Source organism: Pseudomonas sp. S4_EA_1b (assembly GCF_016307435.1).
Taxonomy (GTDB): Bacteria; Pseudomonadota; Gammaproteobacteria; order Pseudomonadales; family Pseudomonadaceae; genus Aquipseudomonas; species Aquipseudomonas rhodesiae.
The window spans coordinates 1-21101 of record NZ_JAEILC010000063.1 but is presented as its reverse complement, the minus strand read 5'-3'; the positions used below and the strand labels follow the sequence as shown (position 1 = coordinate 21101).

The following is a 21101-nucleotide window of genomic DNA, read 5'->3' as shown; positions in this document are numbered from 1 at the left end:
GCTTGCCCCCGATAGCGGTAGATCAGAAACAAAAATGCAAACTGACACTCCGCAATCGGGGGCAAGCCCCCTCCCACAGTAAGGCTGTTCGATGTTGTTGCTGACAGCGGTGATCGAGCCCATGAAACAGCGATGAGCCCTGGTCATGTGAAATCAAAAGCTGGGAGGGGGATCGATGCTGGTGCTGGCAGCGGTGATCGAGCCCATGAAACAACGCTGAGCCTTGGTCATGTGAAATCAAAAGGTGGGAGGGGGCTTGCCCCCGATAGCGGTATATCAGAAGCAAAAATGCAGACTGACACTCCGCAATCGGGGGCAAGCCCTGCCACAGTAAAGCGGTGTTAATCAGCGCTGAACTTGAACACCGTATGTTGGGTGTAGGTCTGCCCAGGGTTCAAGCGGGTCGAGGCAAACTTGGGCTGGTTCGGCGCATCGGGAAAGTGTTGGGTCTCCAGGGTAAACCCACTCCAGTGCAGGTACGTCTTGCCGGCTTTGCCCTTCACCGAACCGTCGAGGAAGTTGCTGGTGTAGAACTGCACGCCCGGTTCGCTGGTGTACAGCTGCAAGCGCCGACCGGATTCGGGGTCGTGGATTTCGGCAGCCAGTTGCTTGACGTCGCCTTGGGTGTCCAGGGCCCAGTTGAAGTCAAAGCCGCCTTGTTTCGGCTCGGCAAACTTGAGCTGCGGATGGTCTTCTTTGATGTGCTGACCGATAGGCGTCGGCTTGAGGAAATCCATCGGCGTGCCCTTGACCGGCGCCAGTTCACCGGTCGGAATCAACGTAGCATTCACCGGGGTGTAGTGGCTGGCGTGCAAGGTCGCGACCTGCTTGAGGATATCGCCGTTGCCCGCGCCCGCGAGGTTGAAGTAGCTGTGGTTGGTGAGGTTGAGCACCGTCGGTCTGTCGGTGCTGGCTTTGTAGTCGATGTGCAGTTCGTTCTTGTCGTTAAGGCGGTAGGTGACCTCGGTGGTCAGGTTGCCGGGGAAGCCCATCTCACCGTCCTTGGACAGGTAACTCAGCTTCACGCCGACCGAATCTTTGTCCTTGACCGGCTCGGCTTTCCACACCTGCTTGTCGAAGCCCTGGGCGCCGCCATGCAGCGAGTTGGGGCCGTCGTTGAGGGGCACTTGGTAGCGCTTGCCGTCCAGTTCGAAAGCACCGCCGGCCAAGCGATTGCCGAAGCGTCCGATGGTGGCGCCGAAAAACGCGGTACCGCTCTGATAGCCTTGCACGTCGTCGAAGCCCAGCACCACGTCGTCGACCTTGCCATGCTTGTCCGGCACTTTGAGCGACTGCAGCACGCCGCCGTAGGTGATCACTGTGGCTTGCATGCCGTGGCTGTTGCGCAGGATGTACTGTTCGACCGGCGTGCCGTCGTTGGTTTTACCGAAGGGTTTGTGCTCGCTGGACAAGCCGGCCGCCTGAACGCCGCCGCTGGCGATCAGCATCGACAGCGCCAGGCCGGAGAGCAGGTATCGAGGGTGCTTCATGATCGAACTTCCTTTTGTTGTTTTGAGTGGAATAGTTCTACTAATAGCGATATTTTGTCGTTATGACAGCGAATTTATAGCCTTTAACCGTCGTTTCGTAAAATAAAATAAGACTAATTAAGCGAGGCATCACTGTATGAGTACTGAGCACGCCGTTTACCCCGACCTCAAGGGCAAGACTGTATTGGTGTCTGGGGGCGCCTCCGGGATCGGCGAATTCATGGTTCGCGCGTTTGCCGCCCAGGGCGCCAAGGTTGGTTTTGTGGATCGCGCGCAAAGCCAGGGCGAACGCCTGGCGGCGCTGTTGAGTTCACGCGGGGACGCGGTGGAGTTTGTCTGCTGCGACATCACCGACGAGATCGCCTACAAGGCCGCCATCGGGCGCTTCGAACAGTCCCTCGGCCCGATCACCGTGTTGGTCAACAACGCCGCCAACGATGTGCGTCACACCCTGGAAGAAGTTGACTCGGACACCTTCGACCGGCTTATCGCGGTCAACCTCAAGCATGCGTTTTTTGCGGCCAAGGCTGTGGTGCCAATGATGAAAAATGCCGGCAGCGGCTCGATTATCAACCTGGGTTCGGTGGGTTGGATGATGGCCTCCGCCGGCTACCCGGTGTACGCCGCCAGCAAAGCTGCCGCCCACGGCATGACCCGTGCCCTGGCCCGCGAGCTGGGCCCGGACCGCATCCGCGTCAACACTCTGGTGCCGGGCTGGGTGATGACCGAAAAACAGCTGGCCATGTGGGTCGATGACGCCGCCAAGGACCTGATCGCGCGCAGCCAGTGCCTGCCCGGCAGCGTACTGCCGGAACATATCGCCAATATGGCGCTATTCCTGGCCTCCGACGCGTCGGCGATGTGTTCGGCGCAGAACTTTATCGTTGATGGCGGCTGGGTCTGAGCCGAACACTGCAGTTCAAACAACCCAGATCAATGTGGGAGGGGGCTTGCCCCCGATGAGGGTGGGTCAGCTAATGCATCAGTGACTGACCCACTGCCATCGGGGGCCAGCCCCTTCTCACATTTGAACTGCGGCGCTTAGGCGATCGGGTAACGCTTGAACGCCGGATGCTGCTCCAGCCGCTCGGCATGCCGTTGCAGGTTGGGAAACGCATCGGCCTGGACCACCGAGGCCACCGTGAACTGACTGAACGACCAGGCAACGGCGGCTGTAATCGACGCCTGGGTCAGCGCTTCGCTGTCGCCCAACTGTTTGTCCAGCAACCCATAGGCCGCGAGCAACTGCCCGCTGACGCGTTCGAGCCACGGCGCGTGCAGCTTCTCGGCCGGGCGCAAGTTGTGCTCGTAAACGATCTGCACGCTTTTCTCACAAGCTGCCAGGGCCAAGCCAAGGATGTGCAGGTCGCGGGCAAGTGCGCCAGGCTGCTGGGGCAACAACTTCCTGTCAGCCGGAGCCAGGGTTTCGAGGTACTCCAGGATCAGGCTGGAGTCCATCAACACCGTGCCATCGTCCAGCACCAGGGTCGGGGCCTTGACCACCGGATTGATCTGCGCAAATTCGTCGAAGGTGCGGAACACGGACAAGGGCTCATGTACAAAATCCACCCCGTACAGATCCAGAGAAATGGCGACGCGGCGTACGTAGGGCGAGTCGAGCATACCGATCAGTTTCATGAAGCCTCCATTGCTGTCAGGGTGATGGGTTTGGAGATTAAGGTTCCTCGGTCGCCCCGCGCAATGCTTGCATGGCTCAGTCGGTCGACGAGGCATGTCTTATGCCGGGCTTCTGAAACCTTGGCGGCTGGCCCCCGGCGGTTGCCCGGTGAAGCGTTTGTAGGCGCGACTGAAAGCGGCCTGTGAGGTATACCCCAGGCGGTACGCCACCTCTTCGATGGGCAGGCGTTCCAGGGTCAACCATTGACTGGCCAGGCGCATGCGCAGTTCGGTTACGTAACGCAGCGGTGGCACCCCCAGGGTGGCTTGGAAACGGTCCGCGAACACCGAGCGCGAGGTATGACAGTGTGCCGCCAGCTCGGCCACGCTCCAGTCGCGGCCCGGTTGCTGGTGCAGGGCGAGCAGGGCGCCCGCCAGGCGGTTGTCGCGCAAGGCGGCTGCCAGGCCCGACGCATTGGCGCACGCACATTCGACCCAACCGCGCACGATCATCGCTGCCACCACATCGGCCAGACGCGCCAGGATGCCGGCATAGCCGATGCGGGCGCTGGAAACTTCGCGCTCCATCACTGCCAGGATCGGCATCAGGCCGGGGTAACGCTGGCCGCCGGCGTCGATCAGCATCAAGGCCGGCATCAGGTTGCCCAGGCCCTGGATGCTGTCGAGTTCGAACTCCATGCAGGCGCTGAACAGCAGGGAATTGGCAGGCTCATCGGGCGAGGCGTTGACGGCACACACGGTATCGCCCAGCGATGCTGCGTCGAAGCTGGCGATGTCCTGCACGGGGGCATCCGGTTGGGATAGCAGCGCATGCGCGCCACCGTGGGCGATAAACACCGCATTACCCGCCGACAGTTCAAAGAGGCTGCTGTCCTCCATTCGCAAGGTCGCGCAGCCGGCGGCCAGGAAATGGAAATACGCGTGACCCGGTTTAGCCGCAAAGCCGATACCGAACACCGGCCCGGCCTGGATGCGCCGGTATTGCACGCCGCGCAGGCGCATGCTGCGCAGCAGTTCGTTGATCAGTTCGGAAGACAGCGTGAACGCGGTGTCGGTTGGCATCGGGGTTTCGGTCAAAAAGTTAAGGGTTTGAATCATAGATCATCCAGATGGTGATACCTAGACTGATCGTCTCGCTAAAGCCTGAGGATGTCTTGTGATGAATGATTGTGTGTCCCACGCCCCTGTCAATTGCGGGGTTGAACCGAGCACTCCGGCCTGGATGGCGGTGTTTTCCCTGGCGATGGGGGTGTTCGGCCTGCTCACGGCCGAATACCTGCCGGCCAGCCTGCTGACGCCGATGGCCCTGGATTTGGGCGTGTCGGAAGCATTGGCCGGCCAAGCGGTCACGGTCACGGCGGTGGTGGCTTTGTTCGCCGGGTTACTGGTGCCCGGCCTGACGCGCGGCATCGACCGGCGCCTGGTGCTGTTGGGGTTCTCCACGCTGATGATTGCGTCCAACCTGCTGGTGGCGTTCTCGTCCAGCCTGGTGGTGCTGTTGTTGATGCGCATCCTGCTGGGTATTGCCCTCGGCGGGTTCTGGAGCATGGCGGCGGCCGTGGCGATGCGCCTGGTGCCGGCCGCGTCGCTGCCGCGCGCCCTGTCGATCATCTTCAGCGGCATTGCCGTGGGCACCGTCGTCGCCGTTCCGCTGGGCAGCTATCTTGGCGGTCTGTATGGCTGGCGCAGCGCATTTATCGCGGCTGCGGCTGTGGGGGTGGTCACCCTGGCGTTCCAGTTCATCACGCTGCCACGCCTGGCCCCCAATGGCACGGCGCGCTTGCGCACCGTGCTGGAGGTGCTGTTGCGCCCGGGCATAGCCATCGGCATGTTCGGCTGTGTGCTGGTGCATACCGCACATTTTGCGCTGTTCACCTATATCCGACCGTTTCTGGAAAGCACCACGGGCGTCGGGACCCAGGGCCTGGCGCTGATGTTGCTGGGGTTCGGCGCGGCGAATTTCGTTGGTACGCTGCTGGCCGGCGGGTTGCTGGTACGTAACCCGCGCGGCACGTTGGTGCTGATGCCGGTATTGGTGGGGGTTGCGGCGTTGGCCCTGGTGTTGCTGCCCGCGTCATTGCCTGGTCAAGCGATGCTGCTGGCGCTGTGGGGGATGGCCTTCGGTGGCGTGCCAGTGGCGTGGTCGAACTGGGTGGCCCGTGCGGTTCCCGATCAGGCGGAAAGTGCCGGTGGCATGGTGGTGGCGTCGGTGCAATCGGCAATCGCGGCGGGCGCCGCTGGCGGGGGCGCAATGTTCAGTTTCACGGGTATCGGCGGCGTATTTCTGGGCGCGGGTATTTTGATGTTACTGGCCGCATTGTTGATCGCACTGCGTGTGCGGGTGCCCGTGCATAACGCGCAGGGGAGTGTGACGCACCCCCGGTCTTTGGTTTAGTCTGACGCGCTCAGTTGATAGCCAATGCCTCTGGAGCCGTAAGCATGACCGACTACGTACCCCCTAAAGTCTGGACCTGGGACACCGAAAGCGGCGGCACCTTCGCCAGTATCAATCGGCCGATTGCCGGCGCGACCCATGACAAGGCACTGCCGGTGGGCAAGCACCCGCTGCAGTTGTATTCCCTGGCCACGCCCAATGGGCAGAAGGTCACCATCCTGCTGGAAGAGTTGCTGGCCCTGGGGCACAGCGGTGCGGAATACGACGCCTGGCTGATCAAGATCGGTGACGGCGATCAGTTCGGCAGTGGCTTTGTCGAGGTCAACCCCAATTCCAAGATCCCGGCGCTGATGGACCACAGCGGCCCTGAGCCGATTCGCGTGTTTGAGTCCGGCGCGATCCTGCAGTACCTGGCCGAGAAATTCGGCGCGTTCTTTCCCACTGAGCCTGCGGCGCGGGCTGAATGCCTGTCGTGGTTGTTCTGGCAGATGGGCAGCGCGCCGTACCTGGGCGGTGGCTTCGGGCATTTCTATGCCTATGCGCCGAGCAAGATGGAGTACCCGATCAACCGTTTCGCCATGGAAACCAAGCGTCAACTGGACGTGCTCGACAAGCGCCTGGCGGTGAGCGAGTACATCGCCGGCGATCAATACACCATCGCCGATATTGCCATTTGGCCTTGGTATGGCGGGTTGGTGAAAGGTCGTCTGTATGAGGCAGCGGAGTTTCTGTCGGTGCATGAATACAAACATGTGCTGCGTTGGGCGGACGCCATTGATGCGCGGCCGGCGGTGCAACGTGGGCGGCGGGTGAATCGGGTCTCGGGCGATGCACAATTGCCCGAACGCCATGACGCGAGCGACTTGGACTGAAGGCCAACACGGTAGGAGGGCAAGCCGCTCCTACCGTTACCGGGGCCAGGACCTGAGCAGCCACGAAAGGCATGCCATCGTCACCGCTCTCAAAAGCACCGGCGGCAACATCCGCCTGACCGCCCGGCGACTGAACGTGTCCCGGGGCGGTCTGTACAACAAGATGAGTCGGTTCGGGCTGAATGCTGCAGATTTTTGCGGTGCATAAATGTGGGAGGGGGCTTGCCCCCGATAGCCGTAGGTACCTACACAACGTTGGCTCAACGCTAAAAGCGCGGCGGATAGGGCTGTCGTGGTGAGCGGGCTTGTCCCGCGCTGGGCTGCGCAGCAGCCCCAAAACCAGCCTCTACAGAGTGTCTGATACACCGCGATCTTCTTGACTGGGGCTGCTGCGCAGCCCAGCGCGGGACAAGCCCGCTCGCCACAGGGAGATTTGTCAGGGTCTGAAAGGTTGCGTAGATACCCTTGCCCCGATAGCGGAGTGTCAGTTGACATCTACTTAGCTGATCCACCGCCATCGGGGGCAAGCCCCCTCCCACATAAGATTTATGCCGGGTTGAGACGGGTTTTATATCAACTCAGCAGCCCGGTGCTGACGGCCACAATCAGGAACACCCCCAGCAGCGCGCGGTAGATCACGAAGGGCCAGGTGGAGAACCGCTCCAGGAATTTCATCAGGCCCCAGATCGCGAAGAAGGCCGAGACACTGGCCACCACCAGCCCGAACAGCAAATGCGGCCAGGCATGGGCAGGCAGCTCGGCGTGCAGCAGCACCCACAGCTCCTTCAACCCCGCCAGGGCGATGGCCGGCAGGCCCAGCAGGAAGGAAAAGCGCGCAGCTTCTTCGCGTTTGAAGTTGAGGAACAGCGCCGCAGTGAGGGTCGAGCCGGAACGCGATACGCCCGGAATCAACGCGCCAATCTGCGCGACACCGACGATCAGCGCATCCCGCAGGCGCATCTGGCTGACCTCACGGGTATGCCGGGCTCGCAGCTCGGCCGCCGCCAGTAGCACCGCCATCACCACACAGGAAATCCCGATCACCATCAGTCCGCGCAGCGGCGAGTTGCAGGCGTTCAGGGTCGAGGACAACGCCAATCCGGCGATGCAGATCGGCACCGTCGCCAGCACAATCGCCACCGCCAGCTTGAACAACGGGCTGTCGTAGTCGCCCTGGCGTACTGCACCGATGCTGCCGCTGACCACCTGGCGCACATCGCGCCAGAAGTAGCTGACCACCGCCGCCAGCGCCGCCAACTGCATGGCGGCGGAGAACGCCGAGCCGGGGTCTTGCCAGCCGAGCAGGGCGGGTACTACGCGCATATGGGCCGTGGAGGACACCGGCAGCAGCTCGGTAATGCCCTGGATCACGCCCAGGATGAAAATCTGCAAGTAATCCAGAGAGGCGAAGCCTACATCCAGGCCGGCGGTACAGACGTTGGTCAAAGTGCGTGTCCTTGAAAAAGTGGCGAACCGGCGAAGTCTATTCGAAATGTTTCAAGAATTTGGCCGAGGCCATGGCTAACTGCGATCCGTTCAGCCAGCAGAAAGGTTCGCCGCGCGCTTGGCCCCTGCCGGGGTTTTGTGAACAATGGCGCCCTGTTTTTTTCTGACTGAGCGCCCTATGCCTGAAACCACCGTGGAATTGATCCAGACCGGCCCCGAAGAGGCCGAGTTGATCCGCAATCTCTACCAGTACTACGCCTACGAGTCGTCGGACTGGGAGCAGGAAGATGTCGAGGCCGATGGCCGTTTTTACATTCACGACGAACACTTGGCCCGCTATTGGCAAGACCCGCGTTGGAGCGCCAACCTGCTGTTGGTGGACGGCTATATCGCCGGCTTCCTGCTGATCGAAGACAGCGAGCTGCCCGGCATCGACGCGCTGGAGCTGGCTGACCTGTTTATTCTCAAGCGCTACCGCCGCAAAGGCATCGGCCGCGCCATTGCCAACCAGGTGCTCTGCAGCGGCCAGACAAATTGGCTGGTGCGCTTTTATGATCAGGATGAAGTGTCACAGGCGTTCTGGCGCACGGTGCTGGATAACCTGCCACGCCCAGTGCAGATGCTTGAGCTGGATGACGACCCGCAACTGCTGAGCTTTTTGATTACCCGAGCGGCGCTGCATTAAACGCCTGTTGCATCGCCTGGGGCGGCTGGCCGAACGCCCGTAGAAACGCCTGGCGCATGCGCTCGCGATCACCGAAACCGGTCTCGCGGGCCACCACTTCCACCGGGTGCCGGCTGGTTTCCATCAGCGCCCGCGCGGCTTCCACCCGCAGGGCTTCGATGGCCTTGGCCGGGGTTTGCCCGGTTTCCTCGCGGAACACTCGGCTGAACTGGCGCGGGCTCAACCGCGCCACATCGGCCAATGCCTCCACGGAGAGGTCATGGGTCAGGTTCTCGCGGGCGTAGGCCAGGGCCAACTGCACGCGGTCGGATTTGGGGTCCAGTTCCAGCAGCGCCGACAGTTGTGACTGCTCGCTGCCACGGCGCTGGGCGATCACTAGTTTGCGTGCGATGCGCCGGGCGAGGTCGCTGCCCAAGTCGTTTTCCACCATGGCCAAGGCCATGTCGACGCCAGCGCTCATGCCGGCGCCGGTCCAGACCTGGCCGTCCACCACAAACAGTTTGTCGTCTTCCAGGCGGATGTCCGGGTAGCGCTTGCGAAAGGCCGGCGCGTGAATCCAGTGGGTGGTGGTGCGCTTGCCCGCCAGCAGGCCGGCCTCGGCCAGCACGAAGATGCCCATGCACAGCGAGGCCACGCGCCGTGATTGCGCGGACGCGGCCTTGACCATGTCCAGCAGGTTGGCTTCCGGCAGGCGGAATTCCAGATAACCGCTGACGATCAGCGTGTCGTAGCCCTGGGGGCGAATCGGCGAGGTGTTCACCGAAAAGCCCTGGGACGTCATCACCGCGCCGCCGCTTTCCGATACCAAGTGAAACTCATAGGCCGGCTCGCCGCGCATCAGGTTCGCGCACTCGAACACCGAACCCAGGCTGAGGCTCAGGGACTGGAAGTTCGGGTAGACCATCAGCGCAACGCTGTGCATCGTCATTCTCCAAGGGGCGCGTGAGGGGGGATTGTCGGCGTGTACCGAGTAAACGGCAACTGGCGTGGATAGCATGTCCGGAATCCTTGCGGATCTGACATTGTGGGCATCCGGCCTGCCTCCTACCATGGCTCCACGCACTAGACGACTGGTCTAATCGGCAGGAGTGAAGCATGAGCAACCCCAGTAAAGACGCACGCCAGACGATTCTGCAAACCGCGCAAGCGATTGTCGGGCGCAAGGGTTTTTCCGCGGTTGGGCTGACCGAAATCCTGCAGGCCGCCGATGTGCCCAAAGGCTCGTTCTATCACTACTTCGATTCCAAGGACGCGTTCGGCGTGGTGTTGCTCGACACCTACTTCGACCATTACGTACTGGGCATGCAGCAACTGTTCGATCAGCCGGGGCTGAGCCAGCACGCCAAATTGATGCGTTATTGGCAAGCCTGGATCGACAACCAGACCGGCTGCACCGATGCGGGCAAATGCCTTGCCGTCAAACTCGGTGCCGAGGTGTCAGACCTTTCAGAGCCGATGCGTCTGGCGTTGCAACGCGGTACGTCGCGCACCATCGATTTACTAGGGGTGGCGCTGCAACGTGGCATCGACGACGGCTCCCTCAGCTTTACGCAGCACCCGCAGCACCTGGCCCAGCGTCTTTATGCGTTGTGGTTGGGCAGCAGCGTCATGAGCAAAATCACCCGTACATCGGCGCCGTTCGACGCGGCGCTCGGGTTGACCCAGCACCTGTTGGGCGGCCCCGAACACACTGACATTCACACCGATCGAGGCACTGGAAAATGAAAGTATTAATGGTACTGACCTCTCACGACCAGCTCGGCGATACCGGGCGCAAGACTGGCTTCTGGCTCGAAGAGTTTGCCGCGCCGTATTACGTGTTCAAGGACGCCGGCGCCGAGCTGGTGCTGGCATCCCCAGCCGGTGGCCAGCCGCCGCTGGACCCGGTCAGCGATGCACCGGATGCGCAAACCGAACAGACCCGCCGTTTCGCCGCCGACCCGGCCGCGCAACAGGCGCTGGCCAATACGGTCAAGCTGGATTCGGTGAACGCCGCCGATTTCGACACGGTGTTCTACCCAGGCGGCCACGGCCCGTTGTGGGACCTGGCGGAGTCGCCGACCTCCATCGCACTGATCGAGGCCTTCGAGCGCGCCGGCAAGCCCATCGGTTTTGTCTGCCACGCACCGGGGGCGTTGCGCCACGTCAAGGCGGTCAATGGCGAGCCGCTGGTCAAGGGCCGTCGCGTCACCGGTTTCTCCAACGCCGAAGAAGCTGCCGTGGGCCTGACCGAAGTGGTGCCGTTCTTGATTGAAGATGAGTTCAAGAAGCTCGGCGGCCACTACCAGAAGGGCGCCGACTGGTCGTCCTTCGTGCTTGAGGACGGGCTGTTGATCACCGGCCAGAACCCGGCCAGCTCTGCCGATGTGGCCAAGGCCCTGCTGAAACTCACCGCTTAAGTTAACCCCCCTGCGCTGTATTCATTGGCGACTCCAACGAGTCGCCAATGCTTTTGTTCGCCTCGAATTTGGAATAACGCAATGACTGACAGTCTCTTGAACACCCCGGTAAAACTCGGGCATCACACCTTGAACAACCGCGTCGTGCTGCCGCCCCTGACCCGCCAGCGCAGCGCGCAACCGGGCGACATCCCCACCGCGCTGATGGCCGAGTATTACCGCCAGCGTGCCAGCGCCGGCTTTATGGTCAGCGAAGGCACCCAGATCGAACCGCGCGGACAGGGCTATGCCTGGACGCCGGGTATCTACTCACCGGCCCAGATCGATGGCTGGCGCAAAGTCACCGATGCGGTGCACGCCGACGGCGGGGTGATCTTTGCCCAGCTGTGGCATGTGGGCCGCGTATCCCATAACGCCTTACAACCGGACGGTGCGGCACCGGTGGCACCCTCCGCGCTCCCGGCCTTGCAGGCCAAAGCCTTTATCCAGACCGGCCCGGGCGTCGGCGAGCTGAAGCAACCGCCGGTGCCGCGCGCCTTGAGCACGCTGGAAATCGAAGAATTAGTCGCGCAGTACGCCCAAGCGGCCCGCAATGCGCTGGACGCCGGCTTCGACGGCGTGGAGATCCACTCGGCCAACGGTTACCTGGTCAACCAGTTCATCTCGGCCCATTCCAACACCCGCGACGACCAATACGGCGGCTCGCTGCACAACCGCCTGCGCTTCCTGCGCGAGATTGTCGAAGCGGTGTGCAAAGTGGTCGGCCCGGAACGCCTGGGCGTGCGTTTTTCGCCGCTGTTCAGCGGCACCGATCAGGACCGCGTGTACATCGGCCTGGTAGAAGAAGACCCCCATCACACCTACATCGAAGCGATCAAGGTGCTGGAAGAATCGGGGATTGCCTATGTGTCCATCGCCGAAGCCGACTGGGACAACGCGCCGGACCTGCCCGACAGCTTCCGCGAAGCGGTACGCAGCACCTTCAGCGGCCGCATCATCTACGCCGGGCGCTACACCGCCGAACGCGGCGAGCGTCTGGTGCAGGCGGGGTTGGCGGATTTGATCGCGTTCGGTCGGCCTTTTATCGCCAACCCGGACCTGCCCCAGCGCCTGTTCAATGGCTGGCCGTTGAACCCGCTGCGGGAAGAGGGGATGTACGGTGGCGGTGAGGCGGGCTATATCGACTACCCCACCTACCTCAGATAATCACGCGGACAATGTGGGAGGGGGCTTGCCCCCGATAGCGATAGGACAGTCACAGCATCATTGACTGACCCACCTCTATCGGGAGCAAGCCCCCTCCCACATTGGTTTGTAGTGTTTTTGAATCAGGCGACCTGCAACACAATCTTGCCGATATGATCGCCGCCTTCCATCCGCGCATGGGCCTGGGCGGCGTCGGTGTAGGGGTAGACCTTGTCGATGATCGGCAGGCAGCGCCCGGCGGTGAGGACCGGCCAGATGTACTCGCGCAGTTGCTCGGCGATGGCGGCTTTTTCCGCGCCGGTGCGTGCGCGCAGCAGGGAACCGGTAATCACCGCGCGTTTGGCGAGGATGCTCAGCAGATCCACGTCATGGGCTTTGCCGCCGCCGAGGAAGCCGAGCATCACCAGGTGCCCGTCCATGGCCAGGGACTTGAGGTTATTGTTCAGGTACGAGGCGCCCATGATGTCGAGGATCACATCTACGCCATGGCCGTCGGTCTGTTGGGCGATGACATCGGCGAAGTCCTGCTCGCGGTAATTGATCGGTTCGGCGCCGAGTTTGGCGATGGCCGCGCATTTGTCGGCGCTGCCGGCGGTGGCGAACGCCTGGATGCCAAACTCGCGGCACAGCATCAGCGCGGTGGTGCCGATACCGCTGGTGCCGCCGTGAATCAGCACGCGCTGGCCGGTATGGGCATCGCCCAGGCCGAACAGGTTGGCCCAGACGGTGAAGAAGGTTTCCGGTACGGCGGCGGCCTGGATCCAGTCCATGCCTTCGGGGATCGGCAACGCCTGGCCGGCCGGAACCGCGCAGAACTGCGCATAACCGCCGCCGTTGGTCAGCGCACAGACCTTGTCGCCGATGGCGTATTCGCTAACGCCGTCGCCCAGCGCCACTACTTCCCCAGCCACTTCCAGCCCGGGGATCGGGCTCATGCCCGGTTTCATCGGGTACTTGCCGGCGCGTTGCAGAGCGTCGGGGCGATTGACCCCGGCGGCGTGCACACGAATCAGAATCTCACCGGGGCCAGCCTCTGGCACCGCCGCCTGACGCGGTTGCAGCACCTCGGGGCCACCGGGGGTGGTGATTTCGATCAAGGTCATTTCTTTTGGGAGTGTCATTCGAACGTTCCTGCAGCGATGAGCGTATGGGGTGGGACCGCGCCAAGCGGCCGGCGGTTCAGCGCGCGACGGTGAGCAGGTCAGCACAAGGCTGCAAGCGTGGGTGTGCATCTGCCCGCACCATCGGTGGCACCAAAAGGCCAACGAACAGGAAGCATATATGAATGACGGCAAAAACCAGGACTTCGGGTTGCTCTTTTTGCGCGTGAGCGGGGCGCTGTTTCTGCTGTGGGTGCATGGTTTGCCCAAGGTGCTGCACTACAGGGAACAACTGACGCTTATCGAAGACCCGTTCCACCTCGGTGCCCACGTGACCCTCGGGCTGGCGATTTTCGCCGAGGTGCTGTGCCCGCTGCTGATCGTGGCCGGGGTGCTGGTGCGTCTGGCGTGCCTGCCGATCATTGCCGTTTTGGTGATCGCCATGCTGGTGGTGCATCCGGAGTGGACGCTATTGGAGGGCCAATTCGGCTGGCTGCTGCTGATCATCTTCACCAGTCTTCTGATCGCCGGGCCTGGGCGGTTGGTGGTGGGCCAGCGTTTCTCTTGAGCAAAAAAAGGCCGGGCAAGCCCGGCCAAAACGAGAGGGTGTTTCAGCGGCTCAGGAATGCCAGCAGGTCTTCATTGAGTGCCTGGGCGTGGGTCACGGCAAAACCGTGGGGGGCGTCTTTGTACACCTTCAGCTCGGCGCCCTTGATCATCTCGGCGGCCACCTTGCCGGTGGTTTCGAACGGCACGATCTGGTCACCGTCGCCGTGGATCACCAGGGTCGGTACATCGACCTTGGCCATGTCTGCGCGGAAGTCGGTTTGCGAGAACGCGCTGACGCAGTCCACGGTCTACTTGAGGGACGCCAGCATGGCGATCTGCAGGGTCTGCGACAGCACGCCGTCGGAGACGGTCTGGCCTTTGTTCAGGCCGAAGAACGGCGTGTTGAAGTCCGCGATAAATTGCGCGCGATCCTTGAGCAGGCCGGCCTTGATTCCGTCGAACACTTCAGCCGGCACGCCCTGCGGGTAATCCGCAGCCTGGCCGAAAATCGGCGTGACCGCACCCAGCAACACCAGGCCGGCAACCCGTGCGCTGCCGTGGCGCCCGATGTAGCGCGCTACGTCGCCGCCGCCCATGGAGAAACCGACCAGCGTCACGTCGCGCAGGTCCAGGTGTTCGATCAGTTGCGCGATGTCATCGGCGAAGGTGTTGTAGTCGTTGCCGGTCCACGGCTGGTCGGAGCGGCCGAAACCACGGCGGTCGAAGGCGATGGTGCGGTAGCCGCGACTGCTGAGGTATTCCATCTGGTATTCCCACATATCGGCATCCAGTGGCCAGCCATGGCTGAACAACACGGGCTTACCGCTGCCCCAATCCTTGTAGTAGATCTGGGTACCGTCTTTGGCAACGAATGTGCTCATGGAAAACTCCTGGGTGGGTGAAAACCGTCACTATTGGGGTAAAGCGAATGGGCGGCTTGTACGCCTGTGCTTGCTTGAGGGTCACCAACTGAACTTGAGTTCGACCCCCAGGTAGTTGCTGTCATCGCCACCGGCGTCGCGCAGGGTTTGCCCGACCTGATAATGCACCGCCTCCACGGCGCCGCTGAGGTTGCCGGTAAAGGCATAGTCGGTGCGCAGTTGTGCATAGGCCCCGGTCCAACGCTCGCCCTGGCCCGCAGTGCCGGCGACCGGCAGGTTGGGCTGAGTGTAGACCGCGTCCTCGGTGGTCTGGCGCCAGAGCAAGCCGATGGCGGTTTGCACGCTGAGCTTGTCGATCGGCTTGACGGTGATGGACGGCTTGACGTGGATCAGGTTGCTGTACCCGGTGTAGCCGGCCAGGGAAAAATAATAGCCATTGGGGAACAGCGGGTTGAACGTACCGAGCGTGCCGTCACCGCTCTTGCGGTCGCCCGAGGCGATGTCCAGTTGCAGACCGATGCGCGGTTTCCAGGCCAGGCTGTCGAACGTGTAGCCAGTGCGGCTGCCACCGGCCCAGGCGCGAATATCCTTGCTGCCCACCGCGCCGCTTTGCAGCATCCCTTCGATGTCCCAGTCAAACCCCATGGCCGCGCCGCCCAGGCGTGCGTCGACCAGGTGGCGGGTTTCGTTGCCGTCCGCGTCCAGGTAGTGCGCGGAGCTGCGTTCGTACACGCCGTAATAGGCCGACAGCTCATTCTTGCCGCCCACCAGGCGCTCCACCCGGAGTAAGTGAAAGCGCGCGTCGCTGTTGGACTTGTCGTCGAAGTGCCGGCCGTCCTGGTACTGCACCGGTTGGCTGGCGAGGCCGATAAAACGCCAGTCCGCCGTCTCCCAGTCGGCCCACAGCGCATCGAACGACTGGCGCACATTCGGCCCGTCCCGCGATGAGATAAAACGCTGCAGGTCGAAGGCAAAGTCCTGGCGCCCTACGCGAGCTTTCAGGGTACCGCTGTCGAAGCGCTTCACGTATTCGGCGAACGCCAGGCGCAAGTCAACGCGGTTCTGGTCGGCCCCGCCCACTGTGGTTTTGTCGTAGGCCCGCACATCTTCAAGCTGGGTGAACAGTCGCCAGTGTTCGTTCAGGTGCAGGTCGGCGTGTACCTGAAAGCGCTGGATCAAATAGCGATCGCGGGCCACGTTCTTCACACCGAAACCGCTGGCGTCGTTCATCTCGAAGCGTTCGCGCAGCGTCGCGCCCAACGACAGGTAGGTGAACGGGTTGGCGCTGGACAAGGGTATGTACTTCAGGTTGTCCAGCGGCTGCGTGCGCAGCGCCGGATCCTTGAGTACCGACCAGTCTTCCTGCCAGCGATTGGTCTTGATCGTCGGGCGCGCCGGCTGCGGGTCGGCGTGGACGCTGCCGACCAGCAGCGGCCACAGCACGGCCAGGCTCCAGCCCGTACGACGAATCATTGGGCCGCGTTGAGTTGGTGAATCTCGGCGACGTAGCCACCCGGGAATTCAACCAGTGCGCTGCGCCGGCCTTTGCCGTCGAACGTCGGCACCAGCACCTTCGCGCCGGAACCGGTGGCCTTGCCCAGGGTGGCGCTCAGGTCGGCGACTTGATAGCCGGTGGTTTCATGCCCGAACGGGTAGGGCAGTTGACCGTTGGTGACCAGCACCGCCATGCGCCCGAACGGCGACTCGATGTCCACGCGACGGTAGGTGCCGTTGGCCTGGCCCACCTCTACGCCGGGTGCGTGTTTGTCATCACCCAGAACTTTGCCGTGGGAAAACCCCAGGAAGGCTTTGATGAACTCATCGGCGCGGTCGGCGGACAGGTACACGCGGTTTTCCGGCACGGTCTGGAACGCGGCGTAGTCCGGGGTCTTGGTGTGCCAGTAAAGCTGCATGTTCACACCGCCTGGCCACTGCACCACGGCGTCGCGGCCGATGGGGTCGGGGAAGTCGCTGACGATCACCGCCGCGCCGTTTGCCCGCGCGGCCTTGAGCGCCACGTCCATGTCCTTGACCAGATAACCGTTGCGTTCCTGGCCGAAGGGGTGCGGGATCGGCGTGGTAAAGCCGAACAGCGACACGGTGCCGGCCGGCGTCTGCAGCAATTGCGAAGTGGTGCTGCTCGGCACCGGCAACACGTTTACCACCACCTGGAGCGTGCTTTTCCCGCCGAAGGTGGCGAGAAAGCTCTGGGCAAACCGATCCACATCCGCCGGGGCGACGTACACGTGGCTGGTGTCATATTGCGGCGCTACGGCCACGCTTGGTGTCGCCGCGAATGCGTTGCCCATCATTGCGCCGGCCAGCAGCGTGACTGCCAGGCTTGCCCTGATTGCTTTGTTAACCATGCCCATTCTCCAGCGTTCTAGATGATCGAAAGCCGTGAGGTTAGGCGCCGGTGCGCAGGGGGAATTGTACGGGCGTGCTCGGTTGAACGTTTCAGCGTCTATGCTAGTCCACTGACCTCCAACGTCAGATCACATAGGTGAACGAAATGGCCAAGACTTACAGCTACGCCGCTCGGGACTCCAAGGATTCGCTCAAGCCCTTTACCTTCGAGCGCCGCGCGCCAGGGGCGGACGATGTTCAGATCGACATCCTCTATTGCGGCGTGTGCCACTCCGATTTGCACACCGCGCGCAACGAATGGAACAACACCCTTTACCCTTCGGTACCCGGCCACGAAATTGTCGGCCGCGTGACGGCGGTGGGCGCCAATGTGAAGAATTTCAAAGTCGGCGACCTGGCGGGCGTCGGTTGCATGGTCGACAGCTGCCAGCACTGTGCATCGTGCGCCGAGGGCGAGGAGCAGTACTGCGAGAACGGCTTTACCGGCACCTACAATGGCCCGGTGTTCGGTGGTGAAAACACCTATGGCGGGTACTCGGACAACATCGTGGTCAAGGAGAAATTCGTGCTGCGCATCTCCCACGATGCCAGCAACCTGGCCGCCGTGGCGCCGCTACTGTGCGCCGGCATCACCACCTATTCGCCGTTGCATCACTGGAAGGTTGGGCCGGGCAAAAAAGTCGGCGTGGTCGGCCTTGGTGGCCTCGGCCATATGGCAGTGAAAATTGCCCATGCCATGGGCGCCCATGTGACTTTGTTCACCACCTCGCCGAACAAGCGCGAAGACGGCCTGCGCCTGGGTGCCGACCAAGTGGTGGTGTCGAAGAACCCGGACGAAATGGCCGCCGTGGCCAACAGCCTGGACTTCATCCTCAACACCGTAGCCGCGCCGCATAACCTCGATGCGTTCCTCAACCTGCTCAAGCGCGACGGCACCATGACCCTGGTCGGTGCCCCCGACAGCCCGCACCCGTCGCCGACGGTCTTCAACCTGATCTTTAAACGCCGCAGCCTGGCCGGTTCGCTGATCGGCGGTATCCAGGAAACCCAGGACATGCTGGACTTCTGTGCCAAGCATGGGATTGTCTCGGACGTGGAAATGATCGACATCCAGGGCATCAATGAAGCCTATGAGCGCATGCTCAAGGGCGACGTGAAGTACCGCTTCGTGATCGATATGGACAGCTTGAAAAAGGAAAGCCACGCGGCTTGAAACTCAATCTGCCAACCCCTCTAGACCCCCTGCCACAGGGGGTCTGATTGGCTCAAACAGTTATCGAATAATTCAAGGCCGCTGTGGTTTGCCCGAGGTGCCGAAGGTATTGCCCATGCGCACGCTGGTCGCTGCCGGGGTGGCCAGGCCCACTTTGTTCGGCGGCCGTTTATCCACCCCGATGTTCTGCGCTTCACGGTTCTTGCTGGCCGCCTTGGCCGCCCGTGTGTCGTTGCCCATCTGCTGGCTCAAGCAGGCATAGTCGGGCGCTTTATACCCATCCACCGTTACCTCGGCGCAGCCATTGGCTGGGGGGGCGGCGGCGTGGGCAAGTGAGGCAAGTGTGGCGCACAGCAACAGGCTGGCAATGCACATCAAGCGTTTCATCGAGGGCCTCCTGGCGGGTCGTGGGCAATGGCTTTCACGCTCGCCAGTCTAGTGCAGCGCGCCTTACGTCACCGTGATGTTTTTTTTGCTTTGACCGTAACATCAGGTTCATAAACTGGCCTCAGGATGACGGTTTTCTAGGGCGCGTCGACCGTGCAGCGAGGCAAAGCGTGGGGTGAACAAAGGGCCTGGCGGCGCGCCGTATGCGCCCTGGCCTTGCTTTGCCTGCTGGCCGGTGGCGGCGTGGCCCAGGCCGATGCGCCGCTGCTGACACTGAACCTGCCGGCGCAGGACCTGGAACACGCCCTGCAAGCCTACAGCCGCGCCACCGGCATGGCGGTGCTGGTGGACCGCGAGTTGACGCGGGGCCGGCGTTCCATCGCGGTGCGCGGGCGTTTCACCGCGCAGGACGCACTGGCGATGTTGCTGACAGGGAGTGGCCTGATGGCCCGTTATGCACGCAGCGATGCGTTTACCTTGCAGATCCCCGAGATCAGCCCGCCGACGCCCACCCAAGGCGCGGCGGCGCGTCAGGCGGCGCGGATCAACAACAGTTATGCCACGGCCTTGCAACAGGCCATCGAGGCCAGCCTGTGCCGTTCGCCCCTGACCCGCCCCGGCAGTTTTCGTGCGCTGGTGCAGGTGTGGGTCAACCGCGATGGCCTGATCGAACACAGCCGGCTGGTCAGCTCCACCGGTGATGAACAACGCGATGACGCTCTGGTTCGCAGCCTGGCCGCTACCCGGGTCGAGCGCCCGGCGCCCAGTTCGCTGCGCCAACCGGTAACGTTGCTTTTAATGCCCGACACAACAGGAACACGCATGGAATGCACAGCAGCAAAAGGAGCCTGGAGCGGATGAAAGATACCGGGCACAGCACGATGGTCAGCTTGTTCCTGGCCTCCTATGAGGACTTCAAAGTCCGCCTGCGCAAGCGCCTGGGCTCGGAGGACCTGGCCAACGACGTGCTGCACGAAACCTACCTGCGGGTGGACCGCATGCAAGTGCCGCCCAACCTGGCGCAACCCAATGCTTATCTGTACCGCATGGCCTTGAATATCGCCGCCGACCGTCGTCAGGCGGATGCGCGCCTGCTTACCGGCAGCGAGGTGGAAGAACTGTTGCAAAGTGCCGATGAAGCCCAGGACCCGTTGCGGGTGGTGGGCGGCCAGAAAGAAATCCAGTCCCTGGTCAAGGCCCTCTACGAGCTGCCGGCGCGGCGCCGCAAGATCCTTATCGCGGCGCGCTTGGAGGAGGCGCCGCACCTGGAAATCTCCCAGCGTTTCGGCATTTCCACGCGCATGGTCGAGAAAGAAATCAAGGCTGCCCTCGGCCACTGTGCCAAGCGCCTGGAAAGAAAAGCGATTCAGCGGTTCGGTCCCGGCGCCGGAAAACCGTCTTAGTGTTGAGTCCCTGATAAAACCGTGAGTATGTGCGCGCTTGAATATTTTCCGCTTTCCCACCGCCCGGCAAACGCCTGCCGAACCTTTGCACGATGAAGCCCGCGACTGGCTGGTCCTGCTGACCTCGGGCCGCGCCACCGTGGCCGATGCCAAAGCGCTCAAAGCGTGGTGCGCCCAGAGCCCTGCGCATGCCCAGGCATTTGAACAGGCCAAAGGGTTGTGGCAGCAATTACGCGTGGCCGCCGAGCAGGCCGAGCGCCCACGGTCTATGGGGCGCCGTGCGTTTCTCGGCGGCGCGCTGGCGGCGTCGGCGGCGGCGTTTATGGTGCATGTCGGCGTGCCCGGCGGGTTGGCTGGGTTGACGGCGGATTACCGCACCGACGTCGGCGAGCAACGGCACGTGGCCTTGAGTGACGGGGTGAGCCTGGAACTCAACACCCAGACCCGCATCAGCCGGGTCGGGCAGGGCATCGAATTGCTTGAAGGCGAAGTGGAAGTCATCGCCCGCGCCGCGCAGCCGCTCAAGGTCCAGGCCGGTGCCGGCTGGATCAGCGCGGCGCAGGCGCGTTTCAATGTGCGGCACACCGACCACAATGTCTGCGTGACCTGCCTGGACGGCGCGTTGTCGGTGGACGTCGGCGGACGTAACGTGCGCCTGGACAGCGGCCTGCAGCTCACCTATGGCGCCGCCGGCCTGGGCGAACCCCAGACGGTGGACACCCAGGCCGTGGTGGCCTGGCGCGAGCAGGTGCTGGTGTTCAACAACGCCACCCTGGCCACTGTGGTCGATGAGATCAACCGCTACCGGCCGGGCATGCTGGTGCTGCTCAACAAACAACTCGGCCAGCGCCGCGTGCAGGCGCGTTTCAGCTTGCAGCAACTGGCCGGTGTGGCCCTGCTGATCCGCGATGCCTACGGGGCCAAATGCACGGAGTTGCCGGGTGGGGTGGTGTTGCTGAGTTGAGTGTTGGGTGATCCCTTTCTGACCCAGAGGAATTTAACTGTGGGAGGGCAAGTCTCCTCCCACCTTTTGAACTGTTTGAACACGTCCAACTGTGGGAGGGGGCTTG

Annotated in this window: 21 protein-coding genes and 2 pseudogenes; 13 read left to right on the top strand and 10 right to left on the bottom strand. The window is 62.6% G+C overall.

The genetic code is table 11. From position 1 onward, the window contains the following. Nucleotides 1-341: 341 nt before the first annotated feature. On the bottom strand, nucleotides 342-1490 hold the full coding sequence (locus tag YA0848_RS20810; RefSeq protein WP_047882877.1) for an aldose epimerase family protein: 1149 nt from the start codon (nucleotides 1488-1490) through the stop codon (nucleotides 342-344). A 136-nt stretch (nucleotides 1491-1626) separates the two neighbouring features. Between YA0848_RS20810 and YA0848_RS20805 the strand changes: the two genes are divergently transcribed. Next, nucleotides 1627-2394: an SDR family NAD(P)-dependent oxidoreductase gene (locus tag YA0848_RS20805; RefSeq protein ID WP_040267950.1), complete on the top strand. Its 768-nt coding sequence runs from the start codon at nucleotides 1627-1629 to the stop codon at nucleotides 2392-2394. Nucleotides 2395-2531: 137 nt separating this feature from the next. Here the strand turns inward: YA0848_RS20805 and YA0848_RS20800 are convergent, their stop codons facing one another. Both YA0848_RS20800 and YA0848_RS20795 read right to left on the bottom strand, forming a co-directional pair. After that, a complete protein-coding gene (locus YA0848_RS20800) occupies nucleotides 2532-3128 on the bottom strand; it encodes a glutathione S-transferase family protein (protein ID WP_034113008.1) in 597 nt (198 codons plus the stop codon). A gap of 99 nt (nucleotides 3129-3227) precedes the next feature. Next, on the bottom strand, nucleotides 3228-4190 hold the full coding sequence (locus tag YA0848_RS20795; protein WP_169903881.1) for an AraC family transcriptional regulator: 963 nt from the start codon (nucleotides 4188-4190) through the stop codon (nucleotides 3228-3230). A 97-nt stretch (nucleotides 4191-4287) separates the two neighbouring features. Between YA0848_RS20795 and YA0848_RS20790 the strand changes: the two genes are divergently transcribed. The 3 genes and pseudogenes from YA0848_RS20790 to YA0848_RS20780 form a co-directional block, all read left to right on the top strand. Further along, on the top strand, nucleotides 4288-5523 hold the full coding sequence (locus YA0848_RS20790; protein WP_123480806.1) for an MFS transporter: 1236 nt from the start codon (nucleotides 4288-4290) through the stop codon (nucleotides 5521-5523). Nucleotides 5524-5567: 44 nt separating this feature from the next. Next, nucleotides 5568-6395, top strand: a complete 828-nt coding sequence (gene yghU, locus YA0848_RS20785; protein ID WP_034096894.1) for a glutathione-dependent disulfide-bond oxidoreductase — start codon at nucleotides 5568-5570, stop codon at nucleotides 6393-6395. Nucleotides 6396-6441: 46 nt separating this feature from the next. Continuing rightward, nucleotides 6442-6603: pseudogene (locus YA0848_RS20780) on the top strand (helix-turn-helix domain-containing protein); the annotation flags it as partial. 365 nt (nucleotides 6604-6968) lie between these two features. Here YA0848_RS20780 and YA0848_RS20775 read toward each other — a convergent pair. Beyond that, the gene (locus tag YA0848_RS20775) at nucleotides 6969-7841 is read right to left on the bottom strand and encodes an undecaprenyl-diphosphate phosphatase (protein WP_169903880.1); all 873 of its coding nucleotides are present in this window, start codon (nucleotides 7839-7841) and stop codon (nucleotides 6969-6971) included. 178 nt (nucleotides 7842-8019) lie between these two features. Here YA0848_RS20775 and YA0848_RS20770 point away from each other — a divergent pair, with 178 nt between their 5' ends. Beyond that, nucleotides 8020-8526 carry a GNAT family N-acetyltransferase gene (locus YA0848_RS20770; RefSeq protein WP_034096896.1) on the top strand — a complete coding sequence of 169 codons (507 nt, stop codon included), beginning with the start codon at nucleotides 8020-8022 and terminating at the stop codon, nucleotides 8524-8526. Here the strand turns inward: YA0848_RS20770 and YA0848_RS20765 are convergent. Beyond that, nucleotides 8504-9448, bottom strand: a complete 945-nt coding sequence (locus tag YA0848_RS20765; protein ID WP_047882881.1) for a GlxA family transcriptional regulator — start codon at nucleotides 9446-9448, stop codon at nucleotides 8504-8506. The two genes, YA0848_RS20770 and YA0848_RS20765, sit on opposite strands and share 23 nt — an antisense overlap. 173 nt (nucleotides 9449-9621) lie before the next feature. On the opposite strand from YA0848_RS20765, the gene YA0848_RS20760 reads away from it, so the two are divergent. The 3 genes from YA0848_RS20760 to YA0848_RS20750 all read left to right on the top strand — a co-directional run bounded on the left by YA0848_RS20760 (nucleotide 9622) and on the right by YA0848_RS20750 (nucleotide 12131). Next, nucleotides 9622-10251 (top strand): TetR/AcrR family transcriptional regulator, encoded by a 630-nt coding sequence (locus YA0848_RS20760; RefSeq protein ID WP_034096898.1) that lies wholly within the window; start codon nucleotides 9622-9624, stop codon nucleotides 10249-10251. Next, nucleotides 10248-10925 carry a type 1 glutamine amidotransferase domain-containing protein gene (locus tag YA0848_RS20755; RefSeq protein WP_169903879.1) on the top strand — a complete coding sequence of 226 codons (678 nt, stop codon included), beginning with the start codon at nucleotides 10248-10250 and terminating at the stop codon, nucleotides 10923-10925. The genes YA0848_RS20760 and YA0848_RS20755 overlap by 4 nt, the downstream gene beginning before the upstream one ends. A gap of 81 nt (nucleotides 10926-11006) precedes the next feature. Further along, the gene (locus tag YA0848_RS20750) at nucleotides 11007-12131 is read left to right on the top strand and encodes an alkene reductase (RefSeq protein ID WP_040267957.1); all 1125 of its coding nucleotides are present in this window, start codon (nucleotides 11007-11009) and stop codon (nucleotides 12129-12131) included. Nucleotides 12132-12253: 122 nt separating this feature from the next. Here YA0848_RS20750 and YA0848_RS20745 read toward each other — a convergent pair whose 3' ends face one another. Continuing rightward, the gene (locus YA0848_RS20745) at nucleotides 12254-13252 is read right to left on the bottom strand and encodes an NAD(P)H-quinone oxidoreductase (RefSeq protein ID WP_034096901.1); all 999 of its coding nucleotides are present in this window, start codon (nucleotides 13250-13252) and stop codon (nucleotides 12254-12256) included. 160 nt (nucleotides 13253-13412) lie between these two features. Between YA0848_RS20745 and YA0848_RS20740 the strand changes: the two genes are divergently transcribed. After that, nucleotides 13413-13799 (top strand): DoxX family protein, encoded by a 387-nt coding sequence (locus tag YA0848_RS20740; RefSeq protein ID WP_047882910.1) that lies wholly within the window; start codon nucleotides 13413-13415, stop codon nucleotides 13797-13799. Nucleotides 13800-13842: 43 nt separating this feature from the next. Here YA0848_RS20740 and YA0848_RS20735 read toward each other — a convergent pair. From YA0848_RS20735 to YA0848_RS20725, 3 genes and pseudogenes are all read right to left on the bottom strand, one after another. Continuing rightward, nucleotides 13843-14661: pseudogene (locus YA0848_RS20735) on the bottom strand (alpha/beta fold hydrolase). A gap of 81 nt (nucleotides 14662-14742) precedes the next feature. Then, the gene (locus YA0848_RS20730; protein ID WP_047882883.1) at nucleotides 14743-16134 is read right to left on the bottom strand and encodes an alginate export family protein; all 1392 of its coding nucleotides are present in this window, start codon (nucleotides 16132-16134) and stop codon (nucleotides 14743-14745) included. Further along, on the bottom strand, nucleotides 16131-17027 hold the full coding sequence (locus YA0848_RS20725; protein ID WP_047882884.1) for a VOC family protein: 897 nt from the start codon (nucleotides 17025-17027) through the stop codon (nucleotides 16131-16133). The genes YA0848_RS20730 and YA0848_RS20725 overlap by 4 nt, the downstream gene beginning before the upstream one ends. 146 nt (nucleotides 17028-17173) lie before the next feature. Here YA0848_RS20725 and YA0848_RS20720 point away from each other — a divergent pair, with 146 nt between their 5' ends. After that, the gene (locus YA0848_RS20720; RefSeq protein ID WP_034096906.1) at nucleotides 17174-18241 is read left to right on the top strand and encodes an NAD(P)-dependent alcohol dehydrogenase; all 1068 of its coding nucleotides are present in this window, start codon (nucleotides 17174-17176) and stop codon (nucleotides 18239-18241) included. 72 nt (nucleotides 18242-18313) lie between these two features. On the opposite strand, the gene YA0848_RS20715 is transcribed toward YA0848_RS20720, so the two are convergent. Further along, nucleotides 18314-18628, bottom strand: coding sequence for a hypothetical protein (locus YA0848_RS20715; RefSeq protein ID WP_047882885.1), 315 nt, complete (start codon nucleotides 18626-18628; stop codon nucleotides 18314-18316). Nucleotides 18629-18844: 216 nt separating this feature from the next. Here YA0848_RS20715 and YA0848_RS20710 point away from each other — a divergent pair, with 216 nt between their 5' ends. The 3 genes from YA0848_RS20710 to YA0848_RS20700 are packed head-to-tail and all read left to right on the top strand — an operon-like array spanning nucleotide 18845 to nucleotide 20995. Next, nucleotides 18845-19489 (top strand): secretin and TonB N-terminal domain-containing protein, encoded by a 645-nt coding sequence (locus tag YA0848_RS20710; protein ID WP_034096968.1) that lies wholly within the window; start codon nucleotides 18845-18847, stop codon nucleotides 19487-19489. Beyond that, nucleotides 19486-20031 (top strand): RNA polymerase sigma factor, encoded by a 546-nt coding sequence (locus tag YA0848_RS20705; RefSeq protein ID WP_034096908.1) that lies wholly within the window; start codon nucleotides 19486-19488, stop codon nucleotides 20029-20031. Before YA0848_RS20710 ends, YA0848_RS20705 begins: the two co-directional genes overlap by 4 nt. Nucleotides 20032-20068: 37 nt before the next feature. After that, entirely contained in the window at nucleotides 20069-20995 is a 927-nt protein-coding gene (locus YA0848_RS20700; RefSeq protein ID WP_034096909.1) for a FecR family protein, read from the top strand. The last annotated feature ends 106 nt before the right edge of the window (nucleotides 20996-21101 follow it).

Bases quoted from the DNA above. Each gene is read 5' to 3' on its own strand.
- YA0848_RS20795 (WP_169903881.1), bottom strand. From the start codon at position 4,190: ATGCCAACCGACACCGCGTTCACGCTGTCTTCCGAACTGATCAACGAA.
- YA0848_RS20730 (WP_047882883.1), bottom strand. From the start codon at position 16,134: ATGATTCGTCGTACGGGCTGGAGCCTGGCCGTGCTGTGGCCGCTGCTG.
- YA0848_RS20800 (WP_034113008.1), bottom strand. From the start codon at position 3,128: ATGAAACTGATCGGTATGCTCGACTCGCCCTACGTACGCCGCGTCGCC.
- YA0848_RS20705 (WP_034096908.1), top strand. From the start codon at position 19,486: ATGAAAGATACCGGGCACAGCACGATGGTCAGCTTGTTCCTGGCCTCC.
- YA0848_RS20790 (WP_123480806.1), top strand. From the start codon at position 4,288: ATGAATGATTGTGTGTCCCACGCCCCTGTCAATTGCGGGGTTGAACCG.
- YA0848_RS20715 (WP_047882885.1), bottom strand. From the start codon at position 18,628: ATGAAACGCTTGATGTGCATTGCCAGCCTGTTGCTGTGCGCCACACTT.
- YA0848_RS20805 (WP_040267950.1), top strand. From the start codon at position 1,627: ATGAGTACTGAGCACGCCGTTTACCCCGACCTCAAGGGCAAGACTGTA.
- yghU (WP_034096894.1), top strand. From the start codon at position 5,568: ATGACCGACTACGTACCCCCTAAAGTCTGGACCTGGGACACCGAAAGC.
- YA0848_RS20750 (WP_040267957.1), top strand. From the start codon at position 11,007: ATGACTGACAGTCTCTTGAACACCCCGGTAAAACTCGGGCATCACACC.
- YA0848_RS20740 (WP_047882910.1), top strand. From the start codon at position 13,413: ATGAATGACGGCAAAAACCAGGACTTCGGGTTGCTCTTTTTGCGCGTG.
- YA0848_RS20770 (WP_034096896.1), top strand. From the start codon at position 8,020: ATGCCTGAAACCACCGTGGAATTGATCCAGACCGGCCCCGAAGAGGCC.
- YA0848_RS20725 (WP_047882884.1), bottom strand. From the start codon at position 17,027: ATGGTTAACAAAGCAATCAGGGCAAGCCTGGCAGTCACGCTGCTGGCC.
- YA0848_RS20720 (WP_034096906.1), top strand. From the start codon at position 17,174: ATGGCCAAGACTTACAGCTACGCCGCTCGGGACTCCAAGGATTCGCTC.
- YA0848_RS20765 (WP_047882881.1), bottom strand. From the start codon at position 9,448: ATGCACAGCGTTGCGCTGATGGTCTACCCGAACTTCCAGTCCCTGAGC.
- YA0848_RS20755 (WP_169903879.1), top strand. From the start codon at position 10,248: ATGAAAGTATTAATGGTACTGACCTCTCACGACCAGCTCGGCGATACC.
- YA0848_RS20760 (WP_034096898.1), top strand. From the start codon at position 9,622: ATGAGCAACCCCAGTAAAGACGCACGCCAGACGATTCTGCAAACCGCG.
- YA0848_RS20810 (WP_047882877.1), bottom strand. From the start codon at position 1,490: ATGAAGCACCCTCGATACCTGCTCTCCGGCCTGGCGCTGTCGATGCTG.
- YA0848_RS20745 (WP_034096901.1), bottom strand. From the start codon at position 13,252: ATGACACTCCCAAAAGAAATGACCTTGATCGAAATCACCACCCCCGGT.